This is a genomic window from uncultured Polaribacter sp. (assembly GCF_947503875.1).
Taxonomy (GTDB): Bacteria; Bacteroidota; Bacteroidia; order Flavobacteriales; family Flavobacteriaceae; genus Polaribacter.
In genome coordinates, this window is record NZ_CANNFH010000002.1 from 27,805 (window position 1) to 42,234 (window position 14,430).

A 14,430-nucleotide genomic window follows, 5' to 3' on the forward strand; every position below is an offset into this window, starting at 1 on the left:
GAGAAATAATTATAATATAAAAACAAAGAAATGAAAATTAAATTAATTGCAGTATTTATAATAGTACTCGGTTTTTTGTCTTGCGAGAATCAAGAAACTGTTTTTGAAGATTTTGACACGCAGTCTGTGTTTTTTCCTTTTCAAACCCCTGTAAGAACGATAGTTCAGGGAGATTTCGACTTAGGATTCAATGACAATGATAATCAAGGTCGTTTTGAGATTGGTGTGGTAATGTCTGGTGTTGTAGAAAACAGAGAGGATAGAAGTGTTAGCTTTGAACTTGCACCAGAATTAATTGACGCTAGTTTATTAGGTGTAGACACGGTTAATGTACAAGCACTGCCATCATCTTATTATACGATAGAGCAAGAAAGTCCTGTGATAATCCCGTCTGGTTCTACAGATGGTCGTATAGGAATTCAGTTAAATGATGCATTTTTTGATGACCCGTTGTCGTACGCTCCTTTTGGAGAGGCGCATTACGTGATTCCATTAAGAATTACACAAATCCAAAACTTAGATTCGCTTTTAACAGGCATTCCTATTGTTGATAATCCTATTAGAATAAATGATGCGGATTGGAATCCTGCTCCTAAAGATTATACACTTTTTGGTATTAAATTTATAAATAAATACAGCGGAGTTCATTTACGTCGTGGAGCAGATAGAATTGTAGGAACCTCAGTTTTCAATGATTTTTCGGGTACACCAGAAACTACCCCAATTGACACCACATCTGTTTATCGTGCAGAATTTGTTGTACAAGATGAACTAGCTCCAGTAGTTACTAAAGGACGAAGTAAGGCACAGGTTTTTAACCGTGTTAGAAGAGGTAATATTGCAAGTAATGCAGAAGTTTCGTTAATTCTAGATTTTAACGATAATGGTGACATTACAGTGTCTAGTGCAGAGGATGAACCTCTTGTAGTAACTGGAACTGGAAGATGGTTAGAAGATGGTGATGAATGGGGTGGTGAGCCACGTAATGTAATTTATTTAGAGTACGAATACAGAGATGTAGAAGTAGTGCAAGACATATTTTTTGGAACTGTAAGATCAGAAACAACAGTGGATTTACTGCATACTGTAAGAGATACTTTGGTTATGAGAAATAGAGATGTTAGATTTGAAGAATTTACTGTTAATTTAGAGAGATAGTAAGATAATTTATAAGCAATATTTCATTGTATATAATATTTTTAACTATATATTAGGTATTAAAACCTTTCATTATACTCATAATGAAAGGTTTTTCTTTTTACAATAGCAATAGATATTGTTTACTACAAAAAATAAGGTTTTTCAAAAAGAATTGTGTAACATGAATCTATTTTTGTGCGCAATTAGAAAAAGATACACTAAATATTTTATTGTTCAATTATAACTCTTTATGTTGTGTTGGTTATTATTGTTTTCATCTTTTTCTATTCGAGGTTATAAATAAATTTACAGGATAATGTAAGGTGCTAATAGTAAGTGTGTTGTAATAGAATAGAATTAAAAAAAAATACAGTATTGTGCAGGATACATTTATAATTTTATTGGTATATATTTATCGAATAATCTAATAAATATATAATTATGAAAAAAATTACATTTAAAAATTTATTGACCTTGGCATTATGTGCTTTCGCTTTTCAAGTACACGCACAGGTGGATTTTCAATCAAAAACTTTCTACAAATTAAGAACAGCATTAGCATCACCTGACGAATATAACACGGCAGTAAAAGATGGTGAAGAAAAAGTGCCTCCATTTGTTGATCAATTTGTTTATGCAACCATTGATCCAGGTAAAAACGCTTTACCTTTAACACCATTAAATACAGATAATCCAGATCTTCAGCTTTTTGCGTTTGTAGAGCTTGTTGGACAAACTGTAGAGTATCCTGCAGAATCAGGGCAAATGAATCAAATTTATAATATTGTGAGCAAATTTGAAGGAGCAGGAAACGGAAACGGTGTTTTAGAATTAAATGAAATAGGTATAGCATCAAGTAGAACAAGAATTAGAGGGAATGCTTTTCCTTATGACGAAGATGTGGCGAAATTTATAGTTGTTGAGGCATCTCAAGACGATAATGAATCATCTTATCAATTAATTAACGCGGCTACTATTGGAGCTGCATCACAACCTAATAGAGCTATTCAGCCTGATACAAATTATGAATGGTTAAATTTTCATACTGTAGATTTAGGTGCTTTAGATGGAGCTAGACCAAGAATAGAGCAATTTGTTTTTGAAACTGAAACAGGAGAACAGGTGTTAAGTAACGAGCAATTTGATGTGAGTTCTATTTTTATTGCAAACCCTGTAAAAAACACTTTAAGTGTAAAAGGTATTACTGATAATGTAAAGCAAGTAACTGTGTATTCAGTTCTAGGTCAGCAAGTGTTATCAAGAAAAGTTACAGCACAGTCTACTTTAGATGTAGATGTTAGTGGATTAACAAGTGGTATGTATCTTGTAAAATTAACAGGAGACAATGGTTCTTTTACTAAGAAAGTTATAAAAGAATAAATAGAAATAACTAATTTTTTTAAATCGATATGTTGTCTTGCTTAAAAGAATATATCGATTTTTTTTATATATTCAGGATTGTGCAGGATACTTAAAAAAATATGTTTACGTAATATTATTCTATATTAATTAAATTAAATTTTATCTTATGAAAAAAATTACATTATTATTAGTAATAACTTTAATTACATTTGTATCTCAAGTACAAGGACAAGTTGGTGACCTAGATGCTGGTGGTTACGGTTTTTTTAATGCAGCAACACCTGGAACTTGGAAAATTAAATTATTAGAACAAATTGGTGGTGAAGAACTTTTTTTAACAGTAAACAATGAGCTTAAAGCTGTATGGACTTCAGAAATGACTGGTGATAATCCTGCTCAACTTTGGGTTATTACTAGTAATCATCCAACGCTTGATCAAGATGGCAACGCTTATTCTTATATTACTTCTGCAGTTCCTAATATTGGGGTTTTAAAAGCAGATGTTAATACCGATGCTACACCAGATGTAATAGTTGGTACTAGTACTGGGTTAGATTCTGAGCAATCTGCATGGCAATTTAGAAAGTTTCATCAGTCTGAGCCTGACTTTACTAAAAATAGTGAGTTAGCAGGCCAAAATACAATTTTTCTTCAAGGTAGTAGAGAGGGTACGCCTTGGGAATCAGCAAATAACGCAATCAGATTAGGTGTAACAGTTGAAAAGGATGCGACAATTCAGCTAGATGGATCTGCTTATGCACTTAGATTTAAGTTGATAGAAGCTGCTACAGCAAGTGTAAATACTTTTGGTTTAGATGCATTCACTGTATTTACTTCTAGTAATGACCAATTAACTATTAAAGGTGCTACTTCTAAAGTAAAAGAAGTTTCTCTTTATTCTGTATTAGGTAAAAAAGTATTATCGAAAACAGTTAACAACGCAAATGGAGAAATCAACATTAACATTAACTCTTTATCTACTGGTTTATACATTGTAGAAATTAATGGAAATAATGGAGAGAGATTAACTAAAAAGGTGATTAAGCAATAATCTTTTAGTACATCAAACACTATTTTTACGAGAAATCATTCTATCCTTAAAAAGATAGAATGATTTTTTTGTTTAAAAAAATCATTTATTTTGAAAAAAATAAAAGCAAGAACTTCATTTTTTACAATTTAACATTTTCTAAACAGACACTACAAGATAAACATTACGCTTTTTAATTTTATTTTTAGAGCATTACTTAATTTATGCATTATGACTAAAATTATTAAAAATAAAGGGTTTTCGCTACTGCTTATCTTTCTGTTAATAAGCTATAATTCTTTTTCTCAAGTAACTTTAGAAAAGGAAGTGAAAATTACAGATATTGGTTTACATTTTAATGGCCGACAAATAGATAGAAGTCTTACTACTAATAATGGCAACCCAGATTCTTACGATTTTGTTTTTGGTAGGGCAATTTCAGCAAGAACAGATGGAGATTCTGTTCAGAAATATGGGAACTACATTTTTTTGACTTGGTATAAAGGAGGTAAAATGGAAAGAAATGTGATGCTTTCGCGTTACAACTTAATTACGGGTAATATTGTTACTATAGAATTTCCTCACAGACATACAGGCTATATCAACCAATGGTGGTTAGGAGAATCTCACAATTATATCTCAGTTGCTGTAAGTCCAATAGATGGTTCTATCCATTTATTATATGATATGCATGCTTACAGCAGAACAAGACCTAGAGACGGTAGTTTTAGTAAAGACTATTTTAGGTATTCTTATTCAGTAAAAAATGCAGCATTATTACCAGATGACGAGTTTACAATTGATAAGTTTATAGAAAAACCAAATGCACCAGGTACATACAGGCATTTATCATTAAATAGTGGTAGACCAGGTTTCCCTGTTGAAGAATATGCAAAATACCAAGCATTAACCTACCCACGTTTTTTTATAAATGATGCAAACGAATTGTTGATGTACATACGCGAAGGAGGAAATAATAACGGAGCTTATAAGTTCACAAAATACGATGCAAATACGTCAACTTGGTCAAATTTTACCAATTTTAATGTATTAAATGCTAGAAGACAATCTGGCATAGAACACAACTGGGGGCTTTATGGAACCATAAAATATGTAAACGGTAAAATTAGAATAGGTTTTCAGCGTAGGTCTGGAGACAATAACGATAAATATGTGTTCCAAAATGGAGTATATTATGCGTATTCAGATAATCAAGATGGCTCAGACAGTTGGAAAAATCATTCTGGTGAACCTTTTTCTGTGCCACTTTTTGATGCTGATAAGATAAAAGTAATGGAACCTGGAGATTATGTGCCAACGACACAACAAAATAAAGTACGTATTGTAGATGGTTTTGATTGGACCGTAACAGAAAATGAAGACGTACATATTATAAGTAAAGTAAGAGACACTCAAAATAACATCACTAAAAATTTACATACTTATAAACCCGCAGGTGCAACAGATTTTATTACTTCAGAAGATTTTTCTGGTGGCTCTGCAATTTATACCTCTGGAGAAAGCATCTTTCTTATTGGTTTAAAAAATAATAGAGTGTCTATAGAAAAAGCAGCAGGAGGAACTAATAATTTTACAACTGTTTATGAGGCTACTTCTGGTAAAAGGTTTGAGAATGGTAGAGTATATATTAACGATGGAAAGCTATATTACTTTTTATTAGAAAGAGGAACTAGTAGTGCAAGGCCTTTGTATTTGCAAGTTATAGATTTAGACATACCAGCTACAGATCCTACTTTACCTTCAAACTTTACAATTCAAGCGCTTGGAGAAACCTGTGCAAATGCAGAAAATGGTTCCTTAATTATTAATGCTGCTGCAACCCATAGTTATATGGCAACTATTAACAATGTAGCGTATGAATTTACTAAGAATACCACTATAGAAAATTTAAGTCCTGGTACTTATGATATTTGTATTGATGTTGTAGGGAAAGATCATACTAGTTGTTACCAAGTAAGTATAGAAGAGGCAGCAACTTTGTCTGCAAAAATAGACGTGAGTAAGCGTGCTGCACAAGTTTCAGTGGCATCAGGTACAGCACCATATACAGTTATTAAAAATGGAATAAAAATATTGGAGACCAACCAAACCAATTTCTCTGTACCTGTAAATAATGGAGATACTATTCAGGTTAAAAGCAAAGAAGCTTGCCAAGGAGAAATGTCTAAAACTATTAATTTATTAGAAGATGTTAAAGCATACCCTAATCCTTCTAATGGTCTTTTTGAATTGTTTATTCCCAATGATATAACTACTATAGCTATAGAAATTTATAATGTGCAATCACGTTTATTAGTTGCTAAAACGTATCAAGTAACTAATGGGAAGGTACAATTAGATTTACAAAATCGTCCTAAAGGCATGTATTTTGTAAAAGTAAACTCAAGTAAACCAGTATTTGTTAAAGTAATAAAGAAATAAAATGAAAAACACATATTTATATACATTGGTAGTACTCTGTTTAATTATGTTTTCTTGTGGAGGAGAAGAAGGCTCAGAGGAAGTTCAAATAGAAGAAAATACAGCACCAACTGTTCCTAACATGATATTTCCTCTAGAAAATGAAATTTGTACAGATAATAATGTTGTATTTCAATGGAGTGCATCTACAGATGCTGAAAGCAATAGAATAACGTATAGGATAGAAGTTGCAGAAAATAGTTCTTTCTCGCCAATATTACACGTACAGGAAAGTTTTTCGGAATCAAGATTAATAAGTTTAGATAGAGGTAAAGCATATTATTGGCGTATTAAAGCAGTAGATAGTAGAGCTGCAGCTAGTGAATATTCTGAGACAGTACCATTTTTAACAGAAGGAGAAGGTGTTTCTAATCATATCCCTTTTGCGCCAGCATTAGTAGCACCAGCATTAAATGCAGAAATTGATGCTACAAATGTAATTTTAAGTTGGACTTCATCAGATATAGATTCAGATCCACTAACTTTTGATGTATTTTTAGATACAAATGAAAACCCAACTACAAAAGTAGCAGAGAATCAAACTGAAACCATTTATAATGCCACAAATTTATTACCATCTACAAAGTATTACTTCAGGGTAGTTGTAAAAGATGACAAAGGAGGAATTAGTACGGGGCAAGTTTGGAGTTTTAGTACAAAATAGAATCAAAAATTTAATAAAGTATTAGCTGTTATCATCATCTTGATTTTAACAGCTTTTTTCGGTCTATAGAATAAACAAGCAATGGTTTGTTTACCAAACATTGTTATTTAGTTAATATTTGATATTCATATCATTTCGCCTTAAATGAAGAAATCTTAAATTAAATACGAGATTTCTCATTACACTTCGTTTCGTTCAAAATAACCAACAACTAATTTTTAGCTATATAAAAATATAAACTGCAATAGTAATATCTAATTCGCGTTAAAAATTGTTTTTGAAAACACTTATTTTCTATCAGGACATAGCAAGATGGATTAGTGGTTTATTTATGGTTAACTTTATCAAATTCAAAATAGTATAAAAAAAATACCAAACAAATGCATTATAAATATACCTATACAGCCGCAATTTTCTTTTTTCTAACATTATTTACTAATGCTCAAGTAACTTTAGAAAAGCAAGTAAAAATAACAGATATAGGTTTACATTTTAATGGCAGTAAAGTTAGAAGTGGCACTAAGTTTAACACAAATGATGGCAATACAAATTCTTACGATTTCTATTTTGGACGAAATATTTCTGCTCATGGAGATTGTGTAAAAACCTATGGAGATTATGTTTTTATGACTTGGTATAGAGGTGGAGAAGCAGATCGTCATGTAATGCTAACGCGTTACAATACAATTACAGGTACAAGTGTAGATATTGAGTTTCCTCACAGACACACAGGTTTTCAAAACAAACCTTGGATTGGCGAGTCTCACAATACGATTGGTATAGAAGTTAGTCCTTTAGATGGTACAATTCATATGGTATATGATATGCATGCCTATAGCAGAACAAGACCTTCTAATGGTAGTTTAAGTAAAGATTATTTTAGGTATTCTTATTCTGTAAAAAATACAGTTACTTTGCCAGATTCAGAATTTACTTTAGATAAGTTTGTTAAAAATAGTACTGGTGGTTACAAACATTTAAGTTTAAATAGTGGCAGACCAGGTTTTCCATCAGAAGAATATTCTAAATACGCTGCTTTAACATATCCTCAATTTTTTCAAAACGATTCTGGAGATTTATTTGTGTATTTAAGAGAAGGTGGCAATAATAATGGAGCGTATAAATTTTCTAAATATGATGCAAACACATCAACTTGGTCTAATTTTACACATTTTAATGTACTAAATGCCAAAAGACAACCAGGAATTACGCATAATTGGGGACTTTATGGTAATATGAAATATGTAAATGGAAAAATTAGAATTGGTTTCCAAAGAAGGTCTGCAAATAATAACGATAAATATCAATATCAGAATGGTGTGTATTATGCGTATTCAGACAATCAATCTGGAGCAGACAGTTGGAAAAACCATGCTGGGCAACCATTTTCTTTACCTCTTTTTGATGCGGATAAAATAAAAATAATGGAACCTGGAGATTATGTACAAACTACACAAACTAGTAAAGTTTATATAGTTGGTGATTTTGATTGGACAGTTACCGAAAATGATGATGTTCATATAATTAGTAAAGTTAGAGATTTACAAAATAACGTAACTAAGACTTTGCATACCTACAAACCATCAGGTGCATCAGATTTTATTACCTCAGAAGATTTTGCAGGAGCAACCTCTATTTACACCTCTGGAAATAGTGTTTTTATTATCGGATTAAAAAATAATAGAGTTTTTATCCAAAAAACAGAAGGTGGAACAAATAATTTTACAACAGTGTATCAAGCTACCACAGGTAAAGTTTTTGATCATGGTAGAGTTCATGTTAAAAATGGTAAAGTTTACTATTATTTAATGGAAAAAACATCAGGTAATGCAATGCCTTTGTACCTTCAAATAATAGATTTAGATATAGAGAGAGCACCATTTAGAGTCTCTCTATCATCACCTTTAGGTGGCCAAAATTATTATGTAGATAAAGCAACTCAAATTTCAGCAAATGCTTTTGATGATAATGTAGGTATTGCAAAAGTAGATTTTAAAGTAAATGGGACTTCTGTTAATGAAGATACTACCAAACCATATACTGTAAGTTGGACACCAACTGCAGAAGGTGAATATACCATACAAGCAGTAGCCTATAATAATAACAACGAAACCGTTTCTTCTTCAACAATAACAATTAATGCACAAATTTTTGATCCAACCAATATAAATGGTAAAGTTTACCGATTGAAAAACGTTGCAACAGGAAAATATTTAAAATCATCTGGTGCTAACGTAGAAGAAAGTGATTACGTTGCTAACGATGCTGCTTTACATTGGAAATTTGTTAAAACAAATATTGGAGATACAGAATATTATAATATAGATAGTGAAGTAAATGGAGTTTTAAGAGGAGCAGGTTCTGGAGCGGGAAACACCATAATAAGCACAGGTAGGCCTTCGCCAAATAGCGATGTAGATAAGGTTTGGACATCTAATTACATAGCCACTGAAGATGTTTATAGGTTTAGTGTTAGAGATGGCAATAACTTTTTATACCATCAAGATAATAACAACTTTTACAACATTGTTGCAGATATAAATGATGCGAGAAGCAAATGGATTTTAGAGTTGGCAAACCAAGCTCCATTAAGTATTAAAGATGAACAAATAAACTTATTCTCAGTAAAAATTTATCCAAATCCAACCAAAGATAATTTTACTTTATCTTTTAATGGTTTAAGAGAAGCAAGAGTTAAAATTTATGATGTTCTTGGTAAAGAAGTTTTTGAAAAAGTTACTTCAGATGAAAAAATAATAATCAATAATAATAATCGATTTAAGTCAGGTGTATATTTAGTTCGTATTATTGGTGATAATCAAAAAGTAATTAACAAAAAATTAATTGTAGAATAAAACAAGCATTTCATCATAATCATCATCCTATTTTTTTAAGTAGGATGATTTTTTTTGCGGTATAGAACAGGATACAATTCAAAAAAAGAGAAAGTATTTTAGAGCGATTAATCTATAGTATACATCAATTTTATGAAAAGACGTTCTTTTATGCAGCTTTCTGCGCTAAGCAGTTTAGGGTTATTACTTCCTTTACACTCTTGTAATTCAAACAGTCACAAAGTTATTAACTTAGAAGATTTCACTGCATTTCAAAAACAATCTTTTGATCTTTTAAAAACCTGGTGTGATGCTATGATTAGAGATCAGATAAATGATAATAATGATCCTGTTACAAATGGAACATTGTATTGCCACGCTTGTAAAACCGTTCACGGTCGTGCAAATGATGCAGTATATCCGTTTATGTATATGGCAGACGCTACAGGAGAAAAAAAATATTTAGATGCTGCACTTAAATTGTTAGATTGGTCTGTAAATGTAGATGGCCCAAAAGGAAGTTGGACAAACGACATCAACCCAAAATCTTGGAATGGAATTACTGTTTTTGGAGCTATTGCTTTGGGTGAAGCGTTGCATCATCATGGCCATTTATTATCAAAAGAGGATAAAACAAAATGGGATGCCAGATTAAAAGAAGCTATTGAATTTGTATACAACAGATTTGATATGCATTTTAGTCATATCAATTATCGTTTTACTGCAGTGTATGCTTTATACTTTTTAGGCACTTATTTTAACGAAGAAAAATACATCAAACGAAGTGATGAATTTGCTGCGTTAATTCCAGATTATTTAACAGCACCTAATAAATTAATTTTTGGAGAAGATAAACCAGATAATGATAAAAGTGCAAAAGGTTTGTATCCAATAGATATTGGTTACAATGTAGAAGAAACCTTAAATGGTGTGGTGCAATACGCTATTTTAAAGAAAGATGAAAAGCTTTTAGAACTGCTTACAGAATCTATGAATGGGCATTTAGAATTTATTTTGCCAGATGGTGCTTGGGACAATAGCTTTGGAACACGACAAAACAAATGGTCTTATTGGGGCAGTAGAACTACAGATGGTTGCCAACCTGCATTTGCATTAATGGCAGATAGAAATCCTGCTTTTGGCACAGCAGCTGTTTTAAGTACAGAATTGTTAGCACGTTGCACTGTAGATGGACTTTTAGCAGGAGGTTTACATTACGAATCTCATGGTGAAAAACCTTGTATTCATCATACATTTTCGCATGCTAAAAATTTAGCCTTTGTATTAGACAATTTAAAAGCTACAAAATCTGCGAATAAAGAAACGCCTGTTCCTAGAAGTACCAATAATGGCGTAAAACATTTTCCTGAATTAGATGTTTGGTTGGGAGCAAGAGGTCCTTGGAAAAGTACAGTGTCTACTTACGATCAAATTTGGAAGAAAAAATACTCTGTTGCAGGTACAGGAGGTGCTTTAAGTATTTTATGGCACGATAAAGTTGGGCCTTTGTTTACAGCAAGTATGGCAGAATATTTAATGGTAGAACCAAACAACCAACAGCCACAACCAGGAATTGACTTTTGCATAACACCAAGAGTAGAACGTTTTGAGAATAATGTATGGTTTACAAATATTCACGATTTAAAAGCAAAAGCAAGTTTTAAAGACGAAAATGGAATTATCAATTTTAACATAGCCGCAAATTTAACCAATAGAGAAAAAGAGGTTGCTTCAAAAGACGCAGCGTTTCAATTAAATTATCTATTTGATGAAAAAACTGCCACCATAAAAGCAAAAAGAACAAGTACAGCACAAAATGGAGACACTTTAGTATTGCCAATTATTTCTAAAACAGGAGAAAAGGTAGTGCAAACATCAGCAAATAGTTTAGAAATTCATAAAAAAGAAGGTGTTGTTAAAGTGTCTTCAAACGTGGCAATACAAATTAAAGAGATGCAAAAAGAACGTATATTTAATCAGGTGCCAGGTATGGAAGTTTTACCTTTATTGATCGTGTTTCCAAAAGGAACAACCGAAATTTCTTGTGCTATAGAGGTAGTTTAAAAAACAGCTAATAATCGAGATACAACAGGATAGTTTTTTTTGAAAAATAAAAGAGATTGCATCATTATAAATTAATGTAATATTTATTAATGATGCGCAAATCTCTTTTTTTTAGTCTATCTGTTTTTTTAGTGATGCTATCTTGTTCTCAAGGTAATATTCAAAAACCAAAAGAATTAACGCTTTCAGAAGGTTTTAAAAATCCGATTGGTTTTTACAATCCAAAACCAACTTTTTCTTGGCAATTGCCAATTTCAGAAAACGTAACCTCACAAGCTGCTTATCAAATTGTAGTGGCTTCTTCTAAAGATTTATTACCAGATAATGCAGATTTATGGGATTCTGAAAAACAGAAAAGTGCGCAATCTACTTTTATAAACTACAAAGGAAAAGCGCTAAAATCTCGTCAAAAAGTATTTTGGCAAGTACGTTTTTGGAATCAAGATAACAACGCTTCTGCATGGAGTAGTGTAAATCACTTTGAATTGGGTTTATTAAACAACTCAGATTGGAAAGCAAAATGGACAGGATTAGATACTGCAAAAGATAGCATAAAAGGTGTGCGTAAATTTTTAATGCACAGACCACAATATTTAAGAAAAGCATTTGATTTACCATCAGAAATAACATCAGCAAGATTATACATTACCTCAAAAGGTGTTTTTGATGTGCATTTAAACGGGAAAGACATTAGTGATGATGTATTAACTCCAGGTTGGACCCCTTATAACAAACGTATAGAAACCTTAACTTATGATGTAACAGATTTGTTGGCTTCAGGCAAAAATGCAATAGCTGTAGCATTGGCTTCAGGTTGGCATTCAGGAAGAATTAGTAGAGGAAAAGCAGTTTATGAAAATTTTGCTTCGCCTAAAGTTTTATGTCAATTAGAAATCACTTTAAAAGATGGTGCTACAAAAACAATTATTTCTGATGAAACTTGGAAAGGAACAACAAACGGACCAATAAGATTAGCTAGTTTGTATGATGGAGAAGAGTATGATGCCAACTTAGAAATACCAAATTGGAATACAGCTAATTTTAAAGACGCATCTTGGAAAAATACAGAAATAGAAGTAGTAGCAGATAGTGTAAAATTAGAACCAAAACGTCATACAACTGTAAAAGAAATGGTTGTTTTAGAAGATGCAGAAATAGTTTCAGCTACTGAAAAGGCAGTAGTTTTTAACTTAAAACAAAATATGGTGGGTGTGCCAAAAGTAACGGTGCCTATGAAAAAAGGAGACACGTTAACCATTCGTTTTTCTGAAATGTTATTGTCTGATGGTACTTTTTATACCAAGAATTATCGTTCAGCAAAATCTACAGATTATTATATTGCTGCAAAAGATGGAGTTATAGAATATACGCCAAAATTCACCTTTCATGGTTTTCAGTTTATTGAATTATCAGGTTTTGATGCTGCAGTAAAACCAAATTCAACTTGGGTAAAAGGCTTGGTACAACACTCTGAATTTGACGTAAACGGAACATTTAGTTCTTCACATGAGAAATTAAATCAATTGCAAAGTAATATTACTTGGGGTTTACGAGATAATTTGTTAGATATTCCTACAGATTGCCCCCAAAGAGACGAACGTTTGGGTTGGACAGGAGATGCACAAGTGATTTCGCCAACGGCAATGTATAATTTTAAAATGCATGCTTTTTGGTCAGCTTGGTTGCAAAGTATGCGAGAAACGCAATCTGAGCATGAAAATGGTTTAGTGCCTTTTATTATTCCAGATGTTCTACAAAATAACAGAGCTAGTTCTGGTTGGGGAGATGCCTGCGTTATTGTTCCTTGGGATATTTATAATGCTACTGGAGATAAAAGAGTACTAGAAGAAAATTTTGAAATGGCTAAAAAATGGGTTGGGTACTACCAATCTAAATCAAAAAACTACATACCAACCATACATTCTTTTAGAGATTGGTTGCAACCTTATCCCACAAAAGGTGGGAAAATGGGTAATAGAGGTGATACCCCAGGAAGTTTTGTAAATACTGCTTATTTTGCACATTCAGCGCATTTGGTATCTAAAATTGCAGGAATTTTAGGTAAGGTTGATGATGAAAAAAAATACAAAAACTTATACAAAGAAATCGCTTTAGCTTTTGAAAACAAGTTTTTTGATAAAAACGGAAAATATCAAAATAAAAAGCAAACGCAAACCGCATATTTACTAGCCATTTATTTTGATTTATTACAACCAGAAACCAAAGTAAAAGCGCAAAAACACTTGTTAGAAACTATTAAAAATGCAGATTATCATTTGGGTACAGGTTTTCTAGGAACACCAATTTTACCAAAAGTTTTAGATGATATGGGTGAGATTGAATTAATGTATAAAATCTTATTTAAAGAAACCTATCCTTCTTGGTTTTACTCTATTAATCAAGGAGCAACCACAATGTGGGAACGTTGGAATAGTTTTAGTAAAGCAGATGGTTACAATCCACAAAGTATGAATAGTTTAAATCATTACGCTTATGGTGCTGTTGGGCAATGGATGTATGAACGTATTGCAGGTTTATCGGCTTTAGAGCCAGGTTACAAGAAAATAAGAATTGCACCAGTACCAAGCAAACAATTAACTTCTGCGGAAGCATCTATAAATACACCTTATGGTAAAGCATCTTCTTCTTGGAAAATTGAAAATGATATTTTTTATTTAGAGGCAATTATTCCTCCAAATACAACTGCAGAAATTCATTTGCCAAACGCATCAAAAGACAAAAATTCAGCGGTAAAAATGGTGAGTGCAGGTACTTATAAATTTGAAATTAAATTAGAATTTGATAAATAAGAGTTTATTAAAAAGAAATTTATAAACCAATACATAATTTATTAC

General features: G+C 31.9%; 8 protein-coding genes. All 8 read left to right on the top strand.

Annotation, left to right across the window (positions count from 1 at the left end):
* The first annotated feature begins 30 nt into the window (after positions 1 to 30).
* Complete coding sequence (locus tag Q0684_RS02670; protein ID WP_299012493.1) at positions 31 to 1,158, top strand: DUF5627 domain-containing protein; 1,128 nt, start codon at positions 31 to 33, stop codon at positions 1,156 to 1,158.
* A gap of 423 nt (positions 1,159 to 1,581) precedes the next feature.
* A complete protein-coding gene (locus Q0684_RS02675; RefSeq protein ID WP_299012494.1) occupies positions 1,582 to 2,520 on the top strand; it encodes a T9SS type A sorting domain-containing protein in 939 nt (312 codons plus the stop codon).
* A 148-nt stretch (positions 2,521 to 2,668) separates the two neighbouring features.
* Positions 2,669 to 3,553, top strand: a complete 885-nt coding sequence (locus tag Q0684_RS02680; RefSeq protein WP_299012495.1) for a T9SS type A sorting domain-containing protein — start codon at positions 2,669 to 2,671, stop codon at positions 3,551 to 3,553.
* A gap of 210 nt (positions 3,554 to 3,763) precedes the next feature.
* The gene (locus tag Q0684_RS02685) at positions 3,764 to 5,974 is read left to right on the top strand and encodes a BNR-4 repeat-containing protein (protein ID WP_299012496.1); all 2,211 of its coding nucleotides are present in this window, start codon (positions 3,764 to 3,766) and stop codon (positions 5,972 to 5,974) included.
* Between the two features lies 1 nt (position 5,975).
* Positions 5,976 to 6,677 (top strand): fibronectin type III domain-containing protein, encoded by a 702-nt coding sequence (locus Q0684_RS02690; protein WP_299012497.1) that lies wholly within the window; start codon positions 5,976 to 5,978, stop codon positions 6,675 to 6,677.
* 380 nt (positions 6,678 to 7,057) lie between these two features.
* Positions 7,058 to 9,532 carry a BNR-4 repeat-containing protein gene (locus Q0684_RS02695; protein WP_299012498.1) on the top strand — a complete coding sequence of 825 codons (2,475 nt, stop codon included), beginning with the start codon at positions 7,058 to 7,060 and terminating at the stop codon, positions 9,530 to 9,532.
* Positions 9,533 to 9,664: 132 nt separating this feature from the next.
* Positions 9,665 to 11,575, top strand: coding sequence for a hypothetical protein (locus tag Q0684_RS02700; protein WP_299012499.1), 1,911 nt, complete (start codon positions 9,665 to 9,667; stop codon positions 11,573 to 11,575).
* Between the two features lie 89 nt (positions 11,576 to 11,664).
* Positions 11,665 to 14,385, top strand: a complete 2,721-nt coding sequence (locus Q0684_RS02705; protein ID WP_299012500.1) for a family 78 glycoside hydrolase catalytic domain — start codon at positions 11,665 to 11,667, stop codon at positions 14,383 to 14,385.
* Positions 14,386 to 14,430: the final 45 nt, after the last annotated feature.